At 39.2% G+C, this 22,356-nt stretch carries 23 protein-coding genes; 21 read left to right on the forward strand and 2 right to left on the reverse strand.

Going from position 1 to position 22,356, the window contains the following annotated elements:
* The first annotated feature begins 2 nt into the window (after positions 1–2).
* The 3 genes from MJX77_RS14360 to MJX77_RS14370 are packed head-to-tail and all read left to right on the forward strand — an operon-like array spanning position 3 to position 2,265.
* Positions 3–1,013 (forward strand): FecCD family ABC transporter permease, encoded by a 1,011-nt coding sequence (locus MJX77_RS14360; RefSeq protein ID WP_252059443.1) that lies wholly within the window; start codon positions 3–5, stop codon positions 1,011–1,013.
* Positions 1,010–1,774 carry an ABC transporter ATP-binding protein gene (locus MJX77_RS14365; RefSeq protein WP_119685310.1) on the forward strand — a complete coding sequence of 255 codons (765 nt, stop codon included), beginning with the start codon at positions 1,010–1,012 and terminating at the stop codon, positions 1,772–1,774. The genes MJX77_RS14360 and MJX77_RS14365 overlap by 4 nt, the downstream gene beginning before the upstream one ends.
* Before the next feature lie 2 nt (positions 1,775–1,776).
* Positions 1,777–2,265: a GNAT family N-acetyltransferase gene (locus MJX77_RS14370; protein WP_502806533.1), complete on the forward strand. Its 489-nt coding sequence runs from the start codon at positions 1,777–1,779 to the stop codon at positions 2,263–2,265.
* On the opposite strand, the gene MJX77_RS14375 is transcribed toward MJX77_RS14370, so the two are convergent.
* Positions 2,260–3,048: an AraC family transcriptional regulator gene (locus MJX77_RS14375; RefSeq protein WP_252059444.1), complete on the reverse strand. Its 789-nt coding sequence runs from the start codon at positions 3,046–3,048 to the stop codon at positions 2,260–2,262. The genes MJX77_RS14370 and MJX77_RS14375 overlap by 6 nt on opposite strands.
* A gap of 98 nt (positions 3,049–3,146) precedes the next feature.
* On the opposite strand from MJX77_RS14375, the gene MJX77_RS14380 reads away from it, so the two are divergent.
* The 6 genes from MJX77_RS14380 to MJX77_RS19340 all read left to right on the forward strand — a co-directional run bounded on the left by MJX77_RS14380 (position 3,147) and on the right by MJX77_RS19340 (position 9,107).
* Positions 3,147–3,950, forward strand: a complete 804-nt coding sequence (locus tag MJX77_RS14380) for a sulfite exporter TauE/SafE family protein (protein ID WP_252059445.1) — start codon at positions 3,147–3,149, stop codon at positions 3,948–3,950.
* 181 nt (positions 3,951–4,131) lie between these two features.
* Positions 4,132–5,016, forward strand: a complete 885-nt coding sequence (locus MJX77_RS14385) for a phosphoribosyltransferase family protein (protein WP_252059446.1) — start codon at positions 4,132–4,134, stop codon at positions 5,014–5,016.
* 11 nt (positions 5,017–5,027) lie between these two features.
* Entirely contained in the window at positions 5,028–6,521 is a 1,494-nt protein-coding gene (locus MJX77_RS14390; RefSeq protein ID WP_252059447.1) for a nicotinate phosphoribosyltransferase, read from the forward strand.
* A 60-nt stretch (positions 6,522–6,581) separates the two neighbouring features.
* On the forward strand, positions 6,582–7,349 hold the full coding sequence (gene ntrR / locus MJX77_RS14395) for an ADPR responsive transcriptional repressor NtrR (protein WP_252059448.1): 768 nt from the start codon (positions 6,582–6,584) through the stop codon (positions 7,347–7,349).
* Positions 7,350–7,421: 72 nt separating this feature from the next.
* The gene (locus tag MJX77_RS14400) at positions 7,422–8,816 is read left to right on the forward strand and encodes a methylenetetrahydrofolate reductase C-terminal domain-containing protein (protein ID WP_252059449.1); all 1,395 of its coding nucleotides are present in this window, start codon (positions 7,422–7,424) and stop codon (positions 8,814–8,816) included.
* Positions 8,817–8,984: 168 nt separating this feature from the next.
* On the forward strand, positions 8,985–9,107 hold the full coding sequence (locus tag MJX77_RS19340) for a hypothetical protein (protein ID WP_013197824.1): 123 nt from the start codon (positions 8,985–8,987) through the stop codon (positions 9,105–9,107).
* Positions 9,108–9,300: 193 nt separating this feature from the next.
* Here the strand turns inward: MJX77_RS19340 and MJX77_RS14405 are convergent, their stop codons facing one another.
* On the reverse strand, positions 9,301–9,606 hold the full coding sequence (locus MJX77_RS14405) for a hypothetical protein (protein WP_005040508.1): 306 nt from the start codon (positions 9,604–9,606) through the stop codon (positions 9,301–9,303).
* Between the two features lie 125 nt (positions 9,607–9,731).
* On the opposite strand from MJX77_RS14405, the gene MJX77_RS14410 reads away from it, so the two are divergent.
* The 12 genes from MJX77_RS14410 to MJX77_RS14465 all read left to right on the forward strand — a co-directional run bounded on the left by MJX77_RS14410 (position 9,732) and on the right by MJX77_RS14465 (position 22,289).
* On the forward strand, positions 9,732–10,412 hold the full coding sequence (locus MJX77_RS14410) for a hypothetical protein (RefSeq protein WP_191104368.1): 681 nt from the start codon (positions 9,732–9,734) through the stop codon (positions 10,410–10,412).
* A 1-nt stretch (position 10,413) separates the two neighbouring features.
* Complete coding sequence (locus MJX77_RS14415) at positions 10,414–10,683, forward strand: hypothetical protein (protein WP_005040512.1); 270 nt, start codon at positions 10,414–10,416, stop codon at positions 10,681–10,683.
* Positions 10,664–11,047 (forward strand): hypothetical protein, encoded by a 384-nt coding sequence (locus MJX77_RS14420; RefSeq protein WP_035364283.1) that lies wholly within the window; start codon positions 10,664–10,666, stop codon positions 11,045–11,047. The genes MJX77_RS14415 and MJX77_RS14420 overlap by 20 nt, the downstream gene beginning before the upstream one ends.
* An 11-nt stretch (positions 11,048–11,058) precedes the next feature.
* The gene (locus tag MJX77_RS14425; RefSeq protein ID WP_035364285.1) at positions 11,059–11,463 is read left to right on the forward strand and encodes a hypothetical protein; all 405 of its coding nucleotides are present in this window, start codon (positions 11,059–11,061) and stop codon (positions 11,461–11,463) included.
* 182 nt (positions 11,464–11,645) lie between these two features.
* Complete coding sequence (locus MJX77_RS14430) at positions 11,646–12,365, forward strand: response regulator transcription factor (RefSeq protein ID WP_252059450.1); 720 nt, start codon at positions 11,646–11,648, stop codon at positions 12,363–12,365.
* 91 nt (positions 12,366–12,456) lie between these two features.
* Positions 12,457–13,917 (forward strand): indoleacetamide hydrolase, encoded by a 1,461-nt coding sequence (gene iaaH, locus MJX77_RS14435; protein WP_252059451.1) that lies wholly within the window; start codon positions 12,457–12,459, stop codon positions 13,915–13,917.
* 697 nt (positions 13,918–14,614) lie between these two features.
* The gene (locus MJX77_RS14440; protein ID WP_252059452.1) at positions 14,615–15,676 is read left to right on the forward strand and encodes an HlyD family secretion protein; all 1,062 of its coding nucleotides are present in this window, start codon (positions 14,615–14,617) and stop codon (positions 15,674–15,676) included.
* Between the two features lie 24 nt (positions 15,677–15,700).
* The gene (locus tag MJX77_RS14445) at positions 15,701–17,248 is read left to right on the forward strand and encodes a DHA2 family efflux MFS transporter permease subunit (protein ID WP_252059453.1); all 1,548 of its coding nucleotides are present in this window, start codon (positions 15,701–15,703) and stop codon (positions 17,246–17,248) included.
* Positions 17,249–17,436: 188 nt separating this feature from the next.
* Positions 17,437–18,225 (forward strand): hypothetical protein, encoded by a 789-nt coding sequence (locus MJX77_RS14450; protein ID WP_192454519.1) that lies wholly within the window; start codon positions 17,437–17,439, stop codon positions 18,223–18,225.
* Positions 18,222–19,808: a GH3 family acyl-acid amido synthetase gene (locus MJX77_RS14455; RefSeq protein WP_252059454.1), complete on the forward strand. Its 1,587-nt coding sequence runs from the start codon at positions 18,222–18,224 to the stop codon at positions 19,806–19,808. Before MJX77_RS14450 ends, MJX77_RS14455 begins: the two co-directional genes overlap by 4 nt.
* Positions 19,805–21,133 (forward strand): TolC family protein, encoded by a 1,329-nt coding sequence (locus tag MJX77_RS14460; protein ID WP_252059455.1) that lies wholly within the window; start codon positions 19,805–19,807, stop codon positions 21,131–21,133. Before MJX77_RS14455 ends, MJX77_RS14460 begins: the two co-directional genes overlap by 4 nt.
* Positions 21,126–22,289 (forward strand): hypothetical protein, encoded by a 1,164-nt coding sequence (locus MJX77_RS14465; RefSeq protein WP_252059456.1) that lies wholly within the window; start codon positions 21,126–21,128, stop codon positions 22,287–22,289. Before MJX77_RS14460 ends, MJX77_RS14465 begins: the two co-directional genes overlap by 8 nt.
* Positions 22,290–22,356 lie beyond the last annotated feature (67 nt).

Below are 22,356 nucleotides of genomic sequence, written 5' to 3' on the forward strand. Positions count from 1 at the left end.
ATATGGAAAAGCTGAAATATTATTGGTTTTACCCTTTACCTTTCTTCATGATTTTTATCTCGTTGCTCATAGGCCCAACGCAGACCTTGAGTGCATGGGACTATTTGCGGTGGGGTGTACAAGCAGTTTTTGGTACACCATATTTTGATGCGGAACAATTTGGACTGATGCAAAACATTCTGGTCAATGTCAGATTACCGAGAATTTTACTGACTTTTATGGTGGGAGCTGCATTAGCAACTGCGGGTAATGGTTTGCAGGCATTGTTTCGTAATCCTTTAGTTGACTCATATGTGCTCGGTATTTCATCTGGTGCGGCGTTTGGTGCAGCTTTGGCACTTTCTTTAAGTTGGCTTTCACCAAATCTATCCGCCTTTATTTTTGGCGTTAGTGCTGTTGCCTTAACGTATTTATTTGCGCATCAAAAACATGAAAGCCAGACGTCTTTAGTGATGGTAATTTTATCGGGCATGATTGTTTCGGGCCTGTTTTTGGCAGGACTTACAGTCATTCAATACCTAAGCGATCCATTTAAATTACAAGCCATTGTGCAATGGACGATGGGTAACTTACATCAGGCATCTTGGCAAAAAGTTCAATACGCCGTGTTACCGATTTGTATTGGTCTTGCCGGATTATTTGCAATGCGTTGGCGCTTAAACTTAATGGCACTCGGTGCCGAAGAAGCGCAGGCGGTTGGTGTTAACCCACGCTGGGAACAGCTTCTTTTAATTGCGTTGGTGACTGTATGTACGTCAACTTCTGTGGCAGCGGCGGGCATTATTAGTCTATATGGGCTGTTTATGCCGCATATTGTGAGAATGTTGGTTGGGCCAGATCACCGCTACAGTATTCCTGCCAATATGATTTTGGGCGGTAGTTTTCTCCTGTTGATTGATAACTTTTCTCGGGTTTTACTGACGTTTGAAATACCGATTGGTATTTTTACCATGCTACTTGGTGCGCCATTTTTCTTATTGTTAATGAAAACACAGAGGACTCATTGGGCATGATTCAAATTGATCAGTTAAATTATGCCTATGGGCATAAACAGGTTCTCAAAAACATTCATCTGGAGTTTCCTGAAAATCAGTTTTCAGTGATTTTAGGGCGCAATGGCTGTGGCAAATCGACACTTTTTAAATTGATGGCGGGCCTAGAACCTGTAAAAGATGGGTTGATTCGTTACTTTGGAAAACCATTATCAGACTTTAAAGGCAAAGATCGGGCTGCGTTACTTGGCTTTTTACCACAGTTTCATAAAACCGTATTTCCATTTTTAGTTAAAGATGTAGTAATTACGGGGCGTGCCGCTTTTAGCAGATATAGACCTTCAAAATCAGATTGGGAACGTGTAGATCAAGCTTTGCTTGATTTAGACATCGAGCATTTGCGTGACCGTCCTTATACCGAGTTATCGGGTGGCGAAAGACAATTGGTCATGATTGCCCGTATTTTAGTGCAAGCCCCAAAAGTCATTTTGCTCGATGAGCCAACCAATCATCTCGATGTTTATTACCAGTCTTATTTAATGAAAAAATTGCGTCAGTTATCGCGGCAAAATTTTACGGTGATTGCGATTATGCATGATCCCAATTTAGCTTTTTTATTTGCAGATCATCTGTTTTTTATGCGCCAACACGAAGTGGTTAAGCCTGAGTCAAAAACACGAATAACTGATCCAAAGTTTTTAAAAAGTGTCTACGATGTTGAGTTCCATGAAGCCATGATTCAAGACAAAACCATTGTGATACCTGATCATTCTTGGCTATAAATATGACATTTCACTATCAACTATCGGACAAATCAGACTATGCCTCTGCGGTAGAGTTTGCACTTTATACTAGACAGCTTTTATTCCCAGAAATCTATCATGGGCAAGTTCCCAAAGATTTAAAAAATTTTGGGCAATATTATGTCAATGATCCATTAGGTTGCTTTATTACGGTAAAAGATAAAAACCGTATTATTGGCACTATTGCATATCGGGCATATGACCATCGTTTTGATTTAAATTTGCCATCTAATACAGTGGAAGTGGTTAAGTTGTTTGTATTGCCTGAATACCGCCGTAATGGTATCGCAACTCAGCTATGTGACATGTTGTTTAGCCATGCAAAAAACAATGAAATTACGACTTTGTATTTGCATACTCATCCATTTTTGCCAGCGGCTGAAAAGTTTTGGCGTCTACAAGGCTTTGATGTTATTAAACGTGAGTGGATCGAGACCTATGACACCATTCACATGAGTAAATCTTTATAGCGCTTTATTATGCGTATGAAATCTTTTTTGAAAATGGGTAGGTGGATGACCCATAATTTTACTGAACATTGCAGTAAATGCTGCCGAGTGCTCATAGCCCAAACTAAAGGCAATTTCCGTAATTGAGATATCTGCTTTTAACGCATTTAAAGCATAGATGATGCAGACTCGATTACGCCAAGCCTGAAATGACATGCCCGTTTCTGACTTAAACCAACGATGAAAAGTTCGTTCACTTTTATTGTGGTCATGTGCCCAATCTTTAGGGCTGCTATGAATATCGGGATGCTCCATAAACTCAGCACACTGATTAGATAATAATGTGTTGTGAGGCAATGGAATAAACAGAGGCAGGGCTGGTGCAGCTTCTAATTCATATAACAATAAATCGATAACAGCGCCGTCACGGTCTGAACGTTGGTAGTCAACAGGCAGTTGATTTGCTTGAATCAGCAACTGATGCATTAGCGGTGAAACTTGCACGACCTCGCAATAGTTTGCCTGTCTTGGGGCATTACTTAATTCTATATACAGACTATAAGTACTGACTTTAGATAGCCATACTCGATGTGGTTTGCCTGCGGGTATCCATACACCGCTGTATGGCAACACGAGCCATTGTCCATCTTCAGTTTCAACTTTCATGAGGCCTTCGGGTGCATACAAGAACTGAGCACGGCGATGGCTATGCGTATCTAACAAAGTATCAGCAGGATAGTCCGATCCTAACGCTAAAACCGCTTGCGGTAGATGGTCTACATCGTTAATTGGAATATTACGCATATATTTTTGTCTGAAATAAATAAAAGAATGGCTTTTCTACGTTAGTTTGCCATAGAGCTATTTTATATCATGCCTCTATAAATGTGAGGAAGATAACGATGCTATATGAGCTATTTTTATTTGGACTACTTTCCGGTGTTACCACTTGGTTATTTGGCTTTGGTGGCGGTTTTGTTGCTGTGCCTTTGCTTTATACAGTCATTATTCAAAAGTACAGTAACGAAAGCATGGTGGGGGTAAATGCGATGCAAATCGCCGTAGCTACATCAGCTTTTGTGATGCTGTGTTCGGCAAGTTTTGCAACTTTTCGGCACTATAAGTCTGGACACATAGATTGGCAAAAGATCCGCTTTTTATGGTCTGGTATTGCACTTGGTGGAATTGTCGGTGCAGTAATGGCCTCATTGTTTAATGGCAGCTGGCTTCGCTGGATATTTATGGGCTATGTGTTCATAACGATTATTGATTGTTATTACCGACCAGGATTTATGGTGATATCAAAGCAAAAGCAAAACTATGGGCAGAACAGTGAACTCATTAAAGGGGGAATTATTGGTTGGGTTGCAGCACTTTTAGGTGTGGGTGGCAGTGTAATGACGGTTCCTTTATTACGGCGGCGGGGTAGTTCTATGGCAGAGGCCACAGCTATCGCAAACATTCTAACGCTGCCTTTGTCTTTAACTGCAACGCTGACCTATTGTGTATTGTCAATTTGGCAATCTACACCCAACGGATTTATCGGTCTAATCTGGTTTGAAGCTGCTTTATTCTTGGTTGCTGGAACATGGATCGGACTATATTTTTCAGAAAAATTTATTTCAAAACTACCAGATTTATGGCGTGCAAAGTTGTATCCATTACTTTTAATAATAGTTTTACTCGTCATGCTTTTTGTAAATTAATTTTTTATTTCAATTGGTTAAAGAATAATTTTTCTTGAATATCGAATCTCTAAATGCTCTAAAACTGCAAATTTTATGTCTTAAAAGGCTTTGAAAAAAGTTTGAAAAATAGACTTGAAATATATAGTGGCTTTATGCCACTATATATTCATCGAAGGTCATCAGACAAAAAGAGGATGATATGGCTATCCAGCTTTTAGATGCGGCAAGAAATGAAATTCCAGTGAAATTCACGCAGTTTTCTGGTGGCGAGCGTCATGTTCAAATTGGTGAGATAACGTTAGGTTCACTATCTGGCAAGGTATTGGTCCGCGCACAGATGGTCTCAAGTCACGATGTGATGGACTATTTACTACTTGAAAATATATTGCTAAATCAGGGTTTAACCGTTGACCTAGAAATTCCGTATTTTCCATATGCACGTCAGGACCGTATTTGTGCAGTAGGCCAAGCGTTCTCACTCGATGTGATGACGAAGCTACTTAATATCAATGCGGATAAGAAAGCAGGCAAACAAGGCAAAATCACTGTGTGGGACTGCCATAGTGAAGTAACCACAGCATTACTCGCTGCAAATACTTCTTTTAGCGAAGTTGTGAATGTCAGTTCAGTCGACATCATCGCAAAGAGTGAAGCGCTGAGCACATTGTTAAAAGATGAAAAAACAGTACTGATTTGCCCAGACAAAGGTGCAAAGGCACGCACACAAATGGTTGCAGACGCTTTTGACCTGGAGCGCAAACAACCAATCACTATTGTTCAGTGTGATAAAAAACGTGACCCAGTGACTGGCAAAATTTTAGGTACACATGTACATGCGACTGATTTATCAGGCCTAACAGCGGTCATTACCGATGACATTTGTGACGGCGGTGCAACTTTTATTGGTATTGCCAAAGAACTCCGTCGCCTCAATTGCACTAAGGTCGTTCTATATGTGACCCACGGTATTTTTAGTAAAGGAATAGAGGTTTTTGATGGACTGCTTGACCAGCTATTTACCTCGGACAGCTTTCCACAACAACCATCAGACAAAATTTCAGTAATTGCTTTTGAAGCAAAATAAAGAGAATAAAGATGACTATTAAACTTAATCCATTAAACGCTATTGATTTTTATAAAGCTGATCACAGACGTCAGTATCCAGCAGGCACAGAGTACGTGTACGCAAACTTTACACCGCGTTCATCTCGACTCGCTAAAATGTTGCCTGACTTTGACGATAAAGTTGTGTTCTTTGGACTTCAGGGTTTCATTAAACACTTTTTAATTGATACGTGGAATGAAGGCTTTTTCAAACAACCTAAAGAAAAAGTAGTAACTGCATATAAACGCCGTATGGATAGTTCATTAGGTGAAGGCGCAGTACCAGTTGATCACATTGAAGCGTTACACGATTTGGGATATTTACCATTACGCATTAAAGCCTTGCCAGAAGGCAGCCGTGTCAATATGCGCGTACCCGTGCTCACCGTTATTAATACCGACCCGCGTTTCTTTTGGTTAACCAACTATATCGAAACTGTATTAAGTGCTGAGCTTTGGAAAAGCTGTACTACGGCCACAATTGCCTATGAGTACAAACGTTTATTAACGCAATATGCTTTAAAAACTGGCGCACCACTCGATTTTGTACCTGTGCAAGGACACGATTTTAGTAGCCGTGGTATGAGTGGAATTTATGATGCTGCTCAGTCTGGTGTGGGCCACTTAACCAGTTTTATTGGAACAGACTCAGTTGCGTCAATTGACTATGCAGAAGAATATTACAATGCCTCAGGTGTCATTGGGGTATCTGTACCAGCAACCGAACACAGTGTGATGTGTATGGGCACAGAAAACAGTGAGCTAGAAACCTTTAAGCGTTTAATCTGTGAGCTTTATCCATCTGGTGTTGTTAGTGTCGTGTCTGATACTTGGGACTTTTGGCGAGTGATTACCGAGTTTACGGTAGCGTTAAAACCTGAAATTTTGGCAAGACAACCCAATGCTTTAGGCTTAGCTAAATTGGTTTTCCGTCCAGACTCTGGTGACCCTGTTAAAATTATTTGTGGTGACCCAGACGCTGAAGTTGGAAGCCCAGCCTATAAAGGCGCGGTTGAATGCTTATGGGAAGTGTTTGGCGGTACAACAACTGACCAAGGCTATAAAGTTCTGAATGAACGTGTCGGTTTAATTTATGGTGACTCGATTACCCTAGACCGTGCGCAGCGCATTTTAGAAGGGCTAGAAGCCAAAGGTTTTGCATCAAATAACTTGGTGTTTGGGATCGGTAGCTTTACCTATAACTACTTAACTCGCGATACCTTTGGGTTTGCTGTGAAAGCAACTTGGGGCCAAGTGAATGGTGTAGGCCGAGAGTTGTTTAAAGACCCAATTACTGACTCAGGTGTGAAAAAATCTGCGAAAGGTCTGTTACGCATCGAAGAAAGTGAAAATGGTTTTACCTTGTTTGATGAGCAAACAGCCGAACAAGAACAAGGCGGAGCACTAAAAACTGTCTTTGAAAATGGTAAACTTCAATATGAGTGTACTTTGGATCAAATTCGTGAGCGTTTATCCATCGCATAACTGAGTTTAGATGAGTCGTTGCAAGTGTATCGGCTCATCATTTTTATTGAGAGGCTGAACGTGACTATTCAAACTGAACAAGAATTCCTTGCCAGTTATGATCGCCGAGATTATGACGCACCTTTACTCACGGTCGATATGGCTATTTTCTCGGTATTTAATGGTCAGTTGCAGGTACTACTCATTAAGCGCCCAAACTTTCCAGCCAAAGACCAGTGGGCTTTACCCGGCGGTTTTGCCGATTTAACCCATGATCAAGACTTGATGGCCACGGCTTATCGTAAGCTGGTCGAAAAAACAGGAATTAGTTCACCTTATTTGGAACAAGTTGCCTCTGTGGGTAATGCAAAACGTGATCCGCGTGGTTGGGCCGTGACCATTTTGTATTTTGCTTTAATTGATTTTAATGCCTATCAACATCAAGCTTTGGCTGAATACAGCGAATGGGTGCCTGTAGCAAAAGCACAAGATTTCGCATTAGCGTTTGATCATAATGAGTTGCTTAAGTTGGCATTAGAGCGTCTCACCAATAAAACCCGCTATACCGCATTACCAGCCAGTCTTATGCCCGAGTTATTTACGCTGACCGAGCTACAAACCATTTATGAAATTATTCTTGGGCAATCTTTAGATAAAAAAGCGTTTAGACGCCGTATGATAGAAGCGGGTGCAGTTGAAGAAACCAACCAAAGTAAAATTGTGGGCAAACGACCAGCTCAGCTTTATCGCTATGCACTCGATTCTTTTGATTTTATATTTCCTCGCTCACTCGAATTACCCAGAAATAAAGAGGGTGAAGATAAGCAAAACATTGAGCTTTCTGACTAGCGCATCTTGATGCACTTTGATTTATAATGCCGCGCTTATGATTGATGTCATGTTTTGATCAGCACTTTGCCTATGTCACACGTTTCTCCCTGCTTCCAGCAAAACCAGTTTTTTGTGCTGGTGGAATATCTCACTTCACTGCATGAAATTTATCCTGTGAAACATGAGTTTGCAGGATATCCGGCTGCAATGACATTGGCAGATCGCGTACATTCAGATCATGATATTGCGCCGCTTGAAGCCAGCAAAAGTTACCCTGACTCAATCGATAAAGTCTTACACTTTTCAGGTAAGGCGCGAGATATACAAGACTTTGAGCACTTTTTAAAACAAGCTCAAGCAGCCAATATTCAAAACTTGTTATTGCTTACAGGCGATAAACTTAAAGAACACCATAATGGTCGAGATGGACAGCCTCGTAGCCGATACCTGGAGTCGGTAAACGCCGTAATGGCTGCCAAGCAACATGGTGGGTTTCGTATTGGGGTTGCTTTTAACCCCTTTAAATATGTTGAAGCTGAGCGTGATGCACAGTACTTAAAACTGCATAAGAAGATTAAAGCAGGTGCTGACTTTATCATTACCCAATTAGGCTATGACATTGAAGCCTTAAAACAAGCCAAATCATTTTTAACAAAGCATGCTTATTCGCAGCAAATACTGGCTTGTATCATGCCACTGACTTTGGGGCGTGCCAATTTTATGGTAAAGCATAAAGTTGCAGGTATTGTGATTACCCCCCACATGCTAAAAGTTTTGAAAGACGAAAAACAAGCAGGGTATACAGACCGAGTTTATTTGCGCTGCGCTTTACAGATTTTAATATGCAAATATTTGGGGTTTGCAGGAATTCACTTATCTGCCTGCCATAAGCCAGAAGAGCAAATGCTGCTTGAAAGCTACGTCGAGCAATACAGACATCTGGAGCTTAAAGTTTTAGAAGAGCTTTGGAATTCACTTTGGCAAGTCACGTCAGGCAAAGAGTTTTCACCTGAAGTTGCTCGGTTTTCACGTCAGCCAACGTCTAAACAATTAATTAAATATCGCCAACTGCATGTTATGCATGAAGCAATGTTTGGATCAAAAATTGCTAAAGGTGTTGGACGGTTTATTTTTAAAGCGTCATTTTGGGAAAATGCTTTGATCGCCAAAGTATTACTTAAAACAGAAGTGCTGAGTAAACATAGCCTAGTGGGCTGCGAAAGCTGTGGTCAGTGTCGCCTAAGCGATACTTTATATATTTGTCCTGAAACGTGTCCAAAAGGTTTAGCCAACGGGCCTTGTGGCGGTACAACTTTAGACCGCTGTGAATTTGGTGACCGTGAATGCATTCATTCAGTCAAAGCAAGGCTTGCTAAAGCCCTTGAACAAACTGAAATATTAAAAGAAAAACTCATTCCAACTGTACCAATTGAAACCAGAGGAACCAGTTCTTGGAAAAATTGGTATTTAGCGACTGAGGCTTAAGTTTTGTATAACTTCCTTGATTTGATTTTGTTAAAAAACTAATTCACATGCTAAAGCACGGCAATAATTTAAAAATAACAATTGTTTGGCTTAATTATGTTCAATCAAGATGACTACCGAGGAGTATACTTAAAGCGAATCTTTTGCGTTAAAAGGAAAGCTGTCTCAATGAAAAAGTTGGTTGCTGTACTTGCTGTAATTGTTGTTTTAACTGGATGCGTTTACGACCCTGTTAATTACGACAAAATACACGACCAAGAGTTCCAAGACCACCTCAGGCAAAACGGTTAGTAATAAAAAGCCCACTCAATGAGTGGGTTTTAGTTTTTAAAAAGCCCGACTATCCACTGTATCTGAAATTACTGTGGTATATCCTAGTTAAACCTCTACATCCACAAGCTGCAAATTTGGTTCTGGCAATCTCTTTACCTTCCCGTGAAACAATTGAGGTCCAAAAAAGTAAACTGTTTCCTAATGGCTCAATTTATTCTTCATTTATACATTTAAATCTGATTTCAGTTTTAGGAAAGTTACCCAAAATATAGGGTGGTTTTGCATCAATAGTTTCTAAGACATTAACGAATTTATTTGTTTTTTGGCATTCTTGATATGCTTCCTTCATTGCTTCTGCTTTAAGTGTTCCCATTCCACTAAACCCAGTAGCAGCTTGTCGTGAGACCATATAAGTATTATTTCCCATAGGAACAATACCTGAATTTGCAGCGCACCCAACAATTAATAAACTACAAATTGTTATTAAAAATTTTTTATTAAAGGAAGTAATAAGCATAAAATTTTGATCCAATAAACAAGTTTTTTAAATTAAACAATTCTTAAGATTACTATTTATTTTTATATGTGACAATTAGTAACCAATTTGTTAGATTGTGTGAACTTTATAAAGCTGGTTAAATCATGAAAAAGAATATTAGTTTACTCATTTTAAGTATTGGCATAGTTGGTTGCGCTTCTCCATCCTACAATTATCAAGCTGTCCCTAAAAATATAAGCAAGCCGCCAATTGGTTCAGTTAATAAAGCATTTGTAGGGGATCAAATGCTTGAACAAGGTATAGTAGTTGATCGTGAAGTTCTAAACGTGCCTGAAAATATTAAAATTAGCTTTGCCTATTCACTTACTTCGGGCATTTACTTAAAAACAGGCCAAAATGAAAAAGGGCAATATTTTCAGCCATTCAACACTGTAAGCGGTGGGGGTATGGTTCAGAAAAACCCTTTAGCTGACCCATTTAAAGTAGTTATGTTTGATAATGAAGGTAAGCTTTGTGTAGTAACAATATTTAATGCAAAAAACTGTACTGATAAACATCAAGCTACTATGAAGACTGTAGCAATTGCATCAGATAATTCCTTCCAACAAACATTAATTTATAGTGGAAAATTTGGAAATAAAATTAATGTAGGCTACCGTGAATTTTCAAGTAATCAAGCACGTCCTGCATTCAATAATGATGTTGAATATGATTTAAGCCAATCTAAGCAAATAGGTTATAAAGGCGCTTTATTAGAAGTAATTGATGCTACTAATCAAGATATCACTTACAAAGTTTTGAAGAACTTTAACAAGGTTGATTGAGATGAATGTAGAAAATCAAGGCATGAAAGAAAGTGATGTTTGTAATGCTATTGGATGGGGATTAATTGTTCTAGGTGTTATATCTGGATTTATATTTATCCTTGTGTTTGGTCGAGTTGAAGTACCGAGAACTTATTATGGTACTGAGACTGTATGGTCAGGAATTATGGTTATTACAGGTATTGGGATAATCTTTAATGGTTTTTTAATTGGGTATTTATTCCAAAAGATAGCTAGTATCTTGAGATATCATGAAAATAAGCGAGATTAAAATGTTCCGAATATTTATTATTCTATGTACTGCTTTGGTTTCGGTAAATGTATATGCAGAAAAGAAAATGACAAAAAACGATGCAATAGATGTAATTTGTGGAGGAATTGGTGAGTATGCAAAATCAGTGATGACTTCTAGACAGTTAGGGGAGAATATTGCAAATAATATTGCTGTACTTAATAAACAAAAAAATATGGAAGAGCCAATAAAGTCCTATCATAGGGAAATTATTTATGAAGCCTATAGAGAACCAAAGTGGTCTACAAAAGAGAATCAAGATAATGCTATTACTGAGTTCAGCAACAAGATGTATATGACTTGCGCCGATGCATTTCAAAAAGAATTGGCTGGCTTAGAATAAGGTGGATTGAGGTGAAGAAGATAGTTTTATTAGTTGCCGTAGTGTTGATGCCTAAAATTTGTCTCGCAAATACAAATATAGAGCTTCCTTCCAAGGAAGAGCTTATTAAGATGATTGATAAAAAATACGAAATACAAACAAGGGATAGTAAATGTAAAACTCTTTCTGAATTAGCAAAAGCAATCATGGAAGGGAGACAAAATGGACTATCTTTTGACTATGTATATAAAACAGCAGATGAAGGAAGTCTTCCTGAAGATATGAAAATGAAGCAACGACAAATAGTTCTTCAGGCATATGAATACCCCCTATATTCTAGCGATGAAGATAAACTTAAAGCGATTGGAAAGTTTCATTTAAAATCTTTCTTGGAATGTAGAAATAGAGGGGTAGAGCAAGATTGGGATTTAAGATGAAAATAGTGACTTTCACATGGGATGGTGTGAGTTGAACCCGCGTTTTTAACTTATAACTAATATTTACCTACCAAATCAAAAAATAGATATGTTATAGAAAAGGATGGGATGGGTATTAAGTTCAAAGGAAGTGCCTAACCGATCTTCTTAAAATTCGATGGATTTCGTTAAATAGGTAGACGATGACCGCACTTTTAGAAAAGGATTTCAGCCCGTCTGAGTTTACATTGTTTTCTGAAATATTATGGAAACTTGGCTCAGGAAAAGGGCAATACAATTTACGTGAAAATATCATTGCAGATATTGCCATCTTGTTACGGGCTGATTTTGCCGCGTCTTATATTTGGGATTCAACACATAATTTATCGAGAGAGGGTGTGATATGGAAAATCGACCCAAAAGCGATGGAGGACTATGAGAGTATTTGGCAATTTGATGACCCTATTACTGCACAGCTTCATAAACTCCAGAAACCGACATTTGTAAATGAAGTCATGCCTCTGGCAGACCTGAAAAAAACAGGCTATTACAATGAGTTTTTAAAAACCTATGGTTTGTATCACGGTATAAATATTTATTTTGTTCGAAATGGTATGAATATTGGTGATTTACGCATTTGGCGTGCGCAAGACGCTGAAATGTTTGGTGAGCGTGAAAAAAGAATATTAAATCTGCTTGAACCTTATTTTACCCAAGCCTTACCACTAGATTTATCAACACAATATAGTTTGACTCCACGTGAACAAGAAGTGGTTCATTTGGTCTCTAAAGGTTTAAGTGATAAAGAGGTAGCAAATTTACTTGGTATTGGCTTTACCACATTAAGAACCCATCTGAACAACTCTATGAGAAAAATAGGCTGCAATAATCGCACTGAAATGGCTTTACTCATTCAACATTAAAGCAAAGCAATCCTCAATTTTGAGGATACGAATTATCAAGCAATTTGTACTAAGTTCTTAAGGTCACAACTTAAATGGATTTTAAGTCACCATGTCAAATGCAGTTGAAAAAAATAATTGGATTGAGTTACAGGGTTTAGCAAATGCTTCAGTAGATGCCATGACTAAACTGATTCATGAAAGAAAAGTATCTTGTGAAGAACTCGTGCATCATTACTTCGACACTATGGAAAAACAAGAGTCTTTAAATGCATTTATTAGCACAGATAAAGCTTCAGCAATTCAACAAGCTCAATATTGGGATGAATATCTACTGAGTGGAAAACCATGTCCAGCTTTAATGGGTATTTTAATTGCGGTTAAAGATAATATTCATGTTGCTGGTTTCTCAAATAGTGCAGGCACATCAGCTTTAGCTGATTTTAAGCCTCAAAGTTCCGCACCGATTATTCAAAAGCTTATTGACCACGGTGCGATGATTGTTGGTAAAACCAATATGCATGAATTGGCCTTTGGGGTAACCGGTTATAATACTGCAATGCACATTGAAGGTGTTGTGGGTACACGAAATGCTGTAAACCCATTGCACATTGCTGGTGGTTCTTCTTCTGGTAGTGCTGTGGCTGTTGCCGCTGGAATGGTTCCAATTGCGATTGGTACAGATACGGGTGCTTCGATTCGTTTGCCAAGTGCCTTAAATGGATGTGTCGGCTTTCGTCCAACGGTAGGAAGATACTCACAAGACAGTATTACCCCAATTTCACATACGCGGGATACTGCTGGCCCGATTGCACACACAGTATCTGACATTATTTTAATTGATCAGCTTATTACTCAAGAGCCAAAAAAAGAACCATTACAGCCTCATCAAATTAGGCTCGGTTTTAATCCATATTTTTGGAATCATTTAGATGCAGATGTTCGTGAGCAGGCTCATATTGCGCTTGGGCTGTTAAAAGATGCGGGAGTCGAAATTATTCCTGTCGATATGCCGAATTTAGAACAACTCAATCACGCTATTTCTTTTCCAGTGGTTGTTTATGAAGGCAAATATGACCTTATTCAATATTTAAAACATCATCATGTAAATTTGACCATTGAGACTGTAGTTGATCAGATCTCAAGCCCAGATGTACAGGCAATTTTTCAACAGAATATTCTTCCCCAATTAATTCAAGATCAAACGGGTCAACTTGTTCCTGTTTTACCTTTCTATGAAAAGGCCATTAGTGAAGCTCGGCCTCAATTGCTTGAACTCTACCAAAACACATTTAAAGCGTATAACTTACATGCTTTATTACTCCCAACATCACCGATTGTTGCACCACTCGCAAATGAACAATCCAATTCAATTGAAAATTTCCATACACTAATTCGAAATACAGATCCTGGAAGTAATATCGGATTACCAGGGCTGAGTTTACCCATTGGAAAGGGAGCGAAATCGAAACTACCAATTGGATTGGAAATCGATGGTTTACCTCATCACGATAGTGAAATACTTGCGATTGGGATAACTTTAGAAGAAATATTTAAGGTTTTAAATAAGTAAAAAAATAAACCGATAATTCTCTATTTTTTAAATAAAAAAGAGTTAAAAGTAACTCTTTTTTAGAGTAATTTTGTTTTTGAATATTGATTGGTTTCTCAAAAATAAGTTGGATTTGGTCGGAAAGCTTTTATATTATTTTATTTAATATTGTTAATCATAAGTATATTGAAAATACATATTTAATAAGCTGTGTTTTACTATGGTTGATAAATATTTATATTTATATTTTATGCTTCTATAAATATTATAAAAATTCTCGAAGAATTTTTTTGAATTACATATTGCTCTAATTAAATCAACACAAGTTATACAAAGTAAACGCCAATTTTTAATATTAATGCAATAAATTTTTCTACTAATTAATCATTTTTATATTAATAATTTTAATTGTAATCTATTGATTTTATTTGTTTAAATTAATTTTTAAAGAAAATTTTTATAATTAAATTTTTTAGAAAATATGAAATTACATAATTTTTAAACATATTTTTTATAGCATGCCGTGTATTGGCGTAAATAGAAAAAATATATGTCAAAAGGGTCAATGATATTTAATCGATTTAAGAACCATAATTTGCACCAAATTTTACGCTGTCACGATTCATTGAATAAACCAAGTGAAAAGTTACGTAAAAAAGACGCTAATAGTTTATTGGTGTAAATAAAAAATCGAATATTACAAATAAACGGAATGAATATGGATAACGTAGCTCAGCTAGAAACTGACACTAATTTCCAAAGTCGAAAGAAAATAACTTGGGGTGTTTTTAGTGTCCTACTGTTATTTTTAGTCGCAGGCATTATATATTATTTTTTTGTATACCGATTTTATCAATCTACTGATAATGCTTATGTTCAGGCAGATGTTACTTGGGTCATGCCAAAGATTTCAGGCGAAGTGATTGAGTTATTAATTAACGATAATCAGTTTGTAAAAAAAGGGGAAACTTTGGCATTATTAGACCACCGCGATTACCAAGCTCGTTATGATCAGGCGAGTTCTGTCGTCAGCTTAAAAGAAGCGGCGCTGGGTGTACAACAGCAAAATGAAAAGTCTGCTAAATCTTCCATTACTGAAGCAAATAGTGGTGTAGTGGCAGCGCAAGCAGACTTAACTCGTTTAAGAAAAGATTTTGAACGTTATCAAGATTTACTAAAAGATGGCGTGATTACCCGTCAAAACTTTGAAGGGGTTCAGTCTCAATATTTAACAGCCCAAGCTCAACTCAGCAAAGCTCAAGCCGCCGTCAATGCAGCAGAAGCTCAGTTGGGGAGTTTGCAAGCCAGTCGAGCGCAGCTTTTAGCAGATATTCAAAGTGCTCATGCAAACTTAAATTTATATCAGGTTGATCTGGCTTCATCAAAAGTGGTGAGTCCTGTAGACGGCAAAATCGGTAGTCTTGCAATTCAAAAAGGCTCACGTGTTTCTCCGCAAACGCGCTTAATGGCGATTATTCCTGAAAACAGTTTGTATGTACAAGCCAACTTCAAAGAAACCCAAATTGAAAAAATGCATATTGGGCAGAAAGTTGAATTAAAACTTGATGCTTACCCAAGCCTAACCTTTAGCGGAAAAATTGAAAGCTTTTCACCAGCTTCAGGCGCAACTTTCTCACTCATGCCACCAGACAATGCCACAGGCAACTTTAACAAGGTTGTTCAGCGTATTCCTGTGCGTATTGCCATAGATTCAAGTCCACATATTGATTTGATAAAACCCGGAATGTCGGTCAGTGCCACCGTTGACCTAAGAACTTAATAATAAAATTTTAGGTAATAACAAATGAATAAGCACGTTGACGCCGAGTGGATGTTTCCCGCAAAGACGGCATGGGCAATTTTTGCTGCCATGATTTTTGGCAACTTTATGGCGATTCTTGATATTCAAATTGTGGCGAGTTCTCTAAACGAAGTTCAAGCTGGGATGAGTGCAAGTCGTTACGAAGTCACTTGGGTGCAAACGGTTTATTTAATTGCCGAGATTATTGCAATTCCCATGTCGAGTATTGTCTCGCGGGTGCTTTCAACACGGGTGTATTACACCATCTGTGCAATTGGTTTTACGGTCAGTTCTTTACTTTGTGCGTTGGCATGGAACTTAGAAAGTTTATTGGTCTTTCGTGGCATTCAAGGTTTTATGGGCGGTGGAATGATTCCGACCTCCATGACCGCATTGTATCTACTTTTCCCTGAAGCAAAACGCTCATTGCCTTTAGTCATGTTTGGAATGATCAGTACTTTGGGTCCGGCCATTGGTCCAACCATTGGTGGTTGGCTCACTAATAACTTCTCATGGCACTGGATGTTCCTGATCAATATTATTCCGGGCATTATCATTGCGACCGTCATCTACTCGGGTCCAAATATCGACCGTGCGAACTATTCACTCATTAAAAGCATGGATTGGTTTAGCCTCGTTGGTATGGCGATGTTTTTGGGTGGCCTTGAATATTTCCTTGATGAAGGCGCGCGTCATGACTGGCTTGCAGACACAGGCGTTCGGATTGCTTTTATGATCTGCGTTGTAGGCGGCATGATTTTCTTTTCTAGAAGTTTTACCCAGCCAAAGCCTTTGCTCGATTTATCTGTATTTAAAAATAAAAACTTTACCTTAAGTGCCATCACAACTTTTGTGATTGGCATGGCGCTCTATGGCTTGGGTTACATGATTCCCGTCTTTCTTGGGCAAGTCCGTGAAATGAACAGTAGCCAAATTGGTCATGTCATGATGGTGACAGGCATTGTCATGTTCTGTTTTGCACCATTCCTTGCATGGCTTATTCCCAATTTTGATACCCGAAAAACTGTATTTGTCGGAATGATTTTGGCTGGCTTTGGTGTTTGGCTCAATTCGCACCTCAGCATTCATAGTGATTACGACTTTATGTTTTGGCCGCAAATTTACCGTGGTATTGGCCTCATGATTTGCCTGATTGTGGTTTCGCATTTAGCCATGAGCACTTTGCCACTCAGTAAAGTTGCCGATGCCAGCGGTATTTATAACCTGATGCGTAATATTGGCGGCGCGGTTGGGCTAGCACTGATTAACTCATCATTAGACTGGCTGACTGCGCTACATGTCACGCAGCTTAATCAGTCGATGACACCGCAAAACTGGATTTTCACAGAAAGACTCGACCAGCTCACGGCGCAATATCAGGAAGTTGGCTCAAATGCACAGCAAATCGCACTCAGTGTGATTTATCGCGACATTCATTTTCAGGCACTGACATCGAGTTTTAATGATTTATTACGCATGCTCGCAATCATCATGTTTGTGACCGCATTTTTAACCATCTTTATGGATCGGGGGAAGAAAATGAACATGTAGCGATTTAGAAATAAAGAGCAGCTTTCAAAGAATGAAAAACAATAGGGCATATCAAAACGTATCCCTTCATAGAAAAAGAACATTGAGATGAGTTTTCTAAAATCGGTTGATGAGATCGGGGAACTCGCAAATTAGAGGTGGAAGGTTAAAGGATTATGATTAATACAACGTATAAACTAATTTCAAAATTGAACCTGAAAAACACGACTTATGGTCAATATTTTGAAAAAGAGCAAATCGATACTGAGCGATTAAAAGTGATGTATTCCATTTACGAACAGTATTATGAAAATACGAGATTTTCTATTTTCGTAGATGATTTCCAAAATAAAAGCGGTGCGATCTTAATCTTTGACTCTCAAACAAATGAGATTGTGGGCTTCTCTACCGTTGTGGTGCAGCATTTCTACTTAAATGGTAAGGACTACACCGTATTATTTAGCGGTGATACGGTCATTTTGAAGAAATTTTGGGGTACGCGTAGTCTGCAAAGTACCATGCTCAAACTCATGATTAAGCTTCGAATCAAATATCCATTTAACGAACTCTATTGGCTCCTGATTTCTAAAGGCTATAAGACCTACTTGCTACTTGCCAATAACTACTATGTGTATTACCCAAACATTAAAGATGAAAACCAGCATCTCTCTGAAGTCGTCGAGCACTACTGTGAGAAATTCTTTGGCGAATATTATGACAAAGATGCGGGACTCTTAAATTTTGGAGATGACTATCAGCCATTAAAAGGTGAGGTCGCACCAATTACTGCCGAAATGAGAGAAAAGAACCCAAATATTCATTTCTTTGAGCAGTTGAATCCGACATGGAAAGCAGGCACAGAACTGCCATGTATTGGCCGTCTTGGCTGGAAAGATATTGCTCGGTTCCCCGTGAAGCTCATCACTAAGCCTACAAGCAAGGGAAAATTTGAAGCTTGTGTAACGTCTAAAACAAAACGTAGAGAGGCCATCCAATGAAATCTAATGAATGGCTAACTTTGGGTTCGCACCTGATTTTAAAAAAATGGTGTGATGCATCTGACCGTAATTTCCAAAAACAGTTTAACGCTTTAGAAGCGACACAACACCAAATCTTGCATTCGATTTTACAGACCTCTACATTTGCGAAAGATAAAAAAGTTCAAAATTATGAGCAGTTTGTAAAAGCATTTCCTGCGACACGTTATGGCGCATGGCGAGAAGACATTCAACGTTACCGTGAACAAAAGCTTTCACTGTCGAGCAGTAAGCTAGTTCGTTTTCAGCCAACCAGTGGTTCGAGTGAGCAAATCAAGTTTATTCCATATACCAAACTTTTTTTAGATGAACTTGACCATGCGATTGCGCCGTGGATGGCAAGTTTATACCGCAAGTGTCCACAGTTGAGTTCGGGCACACATTATTGGTCGGTGTCGTGGTTGCCTGAAAGCCAGCGTGAAGTTTTAAAAGACAAAAACCTAAATGATGATAGTGCGCTACTCGGTGTAGGTAAGCGAATTTTATCTAAGTTTACCCAAGCAGTTCCAAGTAATGTTGCTTTTGCAGCAAATGCTGACGATGCACTGTTTGCTACCATTTGCTATTTGGTCGCAAACCGTAACTTAGCCATGATTTCGGTGTGGAGTCCGACTTTTGCGCTGCAATTGCTTGAGCGTTTGGAGTCACTACAACGAGACGTGATTGAGGTTTTACAAAGTGGTTCATGGGGTAACCGTCAGGCTTCATTAAAAGAAGTCACTGCGCCGCATAGCCCTGAAAGTGCTCAAGCCTTAATTGCAAGTTCAAACGGTACACAGATTGACTTTAAAAAGCTCTGGCCAAAGTTAAGTTTAGTGTCGAGTTGGGATACCGCAGGTTCAAAAGCTTGGGCTGAAAAATTACAAGAGAAATTACCCAGTGTTCAGTTTGAAGGCAAAGGGCTATGGGCGACTGAAGGTGTCGTCACGATTCCCTATAACGATCAATACCCACTGGCCTACCAAAGTCACTTCTACGAATTTGAATATTTAGAAGGCGATAAACAAGGGCAAATCATTCCGTCGTGGCAACTTAAACAAGGTGATGTGGTCAGCCCGCTCATTACTTCAGGTAATGGCTTACTGCGTTACTGTCTGGATGATTGCTTACGCGTCACTGGCTTTATAGAGCAAATTCCGTGTTTTGAGTTCCAAGGTCGTCGTTTTGGGGTAGATCTGGTCGGTGAAAAACTCGCTCCTGAAACAGCTCATCAGTTATTGTCGCAGTTAAATGAAACCGAATCGAAAGCGATTTCTTTACTCGCGATTGATACCCAGCAACAGGTTAAACCATTTTATTGCGTGCTTTTTGAAGGCGACATTCATCACAGCATTAACAATGAATATATCGACAGTATTTTGCGTCAAAACTTCCATTACGAACTTGCTCGAAACTTAGGACAACTCGACCAGCCTCAAATCCGCCAAGCCAATAATGGTTGGAATGCGTACAAGAAACTGGTCATGTTTGATGGCATTATCGAAGGCAATATCAAACCTGAGCCACTTAAAAAAGTCACCCTCAATAGTTTGGAACAACTATGAAAGGGATGAAGCCATTTAACACTCGGTTTTTAACACTTCGACACGCCTTGTATCTAGGCGTGTTGGTTGTGTCGAACACACACGCTATGACTTTAGATGAGGCTTTGTCTGCCAGTTTAAGGCATGAAAGTCAGCTTGAGGTCAGCCGTTTAAGCGTAAACCAATCCACTGCTATGCTTGAGCAAGCCAAACAGCGTGACGGACTCAAAGTTAATTTAGTTGGACAACTGGACTATGAAAGAATAGATACGCCTTCACACGTCCTGTTTCCAACCGAAGGAAATCGTAAAGGCCGAAGTTTGCAGTTACAGGCAGATTATCCAATTTACACGTCTGGTCGACACCGTTTAGGAATAGATGTTGCCGAAAGTCAGCTCTCGGCACAAAACCAAGGTTTGTCAGATCAAAGATCGGAAACCATCTTAAATACCGTGATGGTCTATACCGATGTATTAAAAAAGAAAGCCATTTTAGAACTTAGACAAAAGACCATGGCAAATCTGCAACGGTCTTTATATGAGTCAAAGCGCCGTTTTGACGTGGGAATGATTACCCGTGCGGATTTGGCTCAGGTTTTGGCACAAGTCGCACAAGGCCAAGCCGATATTACACAGGCCCAATCTAACTTAACCGTAAGCGAAGCGCAGTTTTACCAAGTGACAGGTGTAACGCCTGAGAACCTTGTCGCCATTAAACAACTGCCAGTTATTCCGGCTAACTTAGATGAAATTTTGGCTCAAACCAAAAACCATCCAGCTTTAATGCGCAGTAAATACGAAAAGCAGGCTGCCGAGAAACAATACGCTTTAACTAAGCGTGAACTGTGGCCAACGGTGATGCTCACCAGCCGTGCTGGAAAGCAAGATGAAGCAAGCTATATTGGTTCGGAAAGTAATAACTATATGGTTGGGGTGCAGCTTAATGTACCGCTCTATGACGATGGTTTAAATCGCGCCAACGTTAAAAAAGCACAGGCCGATATATATTTGGCTAACCAAAAAACGCGAAGTCTTGAACTAGATTTAAATAAGCGTACACGCACGACCTATGCACAGCTTCAAACCATTCGACAAAATAAAGAAGCACTGGCAAATGCCATAGAAGCAGCGTCTATCGCCTTTGTCTACACACGTAAAGAGTTCGATGTCGGAACCAAAACCACATTTGATTTGCTCAATACCGAACAAAAGTTACTCGATGCAGAAACTCAAAAAACCGTAAATGACCAAGACGAAGTGGTGTTTGTCTATCAACTACTCGACCAAATGGGGCGTTTAAATAACTTGGTTCCCGTTCAGACCGCACAACAGGTGAATAATGAATAAAATAAATCCACCACTTGCTGACAATACGCTGATTACCCGAGAAGCAACTTTGGCAGATGATCAGGCTTTACGAGACTTAATCGCCGTACCGATGACCACCAAAGGCATACAAATTAGCTTTCAGCGCGAACCGAGTTATTTTAGAGCATCTGACATTGTCTATCGGCATAAATTACATGTTGTGATTGAAGACACCGAGAGTCAAAAAAATGTCGCTTGTTATAGCAACGGTTACCGCCCATGTTATGTCGATCGGAACGTTCAAAACTTACGCTATGCGGGTGATTTACGGGTAGATCATAACTATCGTGGTAAATCACTGGTTAAGGTTCTAGCGAAGCATGTAAAACAAACCATGCATGAACCGAACTATAGCCAAATGATTATTTTTGATGATAACCATGCGGCGCGCGCTGCCATCCAAACAGGTAAAACGGGAATGCCCGATTATTATGATGAAGGACTCATCGAGACATTAAGTCTGACGAGTACAGGTGCAAAACGAAAAATCACGGCTTTTTTAAAGCAGACTTCTCAGCAGAGTGACATTCAAGAGATTCAGACATGTGTTGCTGAAGCTCAGCATGTGGAAGCCATGAATCAGTTTATTGGCGACATGGCCGAGTTTTATAACTTTATTCCTGCCTATAACTTTGAAGAACTGGCTCAAGAGCATCAGTATTTTTCAGGGATAAAACTCTCAGACTTTTCACTTTATTTTAAGGGTGAAAAACTGGTGGGCATGTTTGGTTTGTGGGATCAGCACAGTATTAAGCAAACCAAAATTTTGCATTACAGTTCAGTCATTGGAATTTTTAGACCCGTCTATAACTTGCTGACTCCAATTACTAAGGGCATGCGCTTGCCTAAACTCGGTGACTCTATTCAGTACCATGTGTTACATACGCTTATGTGCCATCCCGAAGATTTAGCTTTGCATCATAAAATGCTCGAAGATGCCTATAACAAATCAAAACAGCAGGGCGTTGGTGTGGTGAGCTTTACACTTTCACATAAAGACCCGCGCTATCAGCTAAACCAGTTTTATAAAGGTGAACGCTTAACAGGAATGCACGGTTTTATTAGTTATGAAGGCGACCCAAGACCACATTTTGATAAAAACTTAATTCCATATTTAGAAGTTGGGCGAATTTAATTTAAAGCTTGAATTGATATGTTGAATGAAGCCCACGGAAGTGGGTTTTGTCATTTTGAATACGAGC

Origin of the sequence: Acinetobacter sp. AHP123 (genome assembly GCF_023757925.1) — a bacterium.
Lineage (GTDB): Bacteria > Pseudomonadota > Gammaproteobacteria > Pseudomonadales > Moraxellaceae > Acinetobacter > Acinetobacter oleivorans.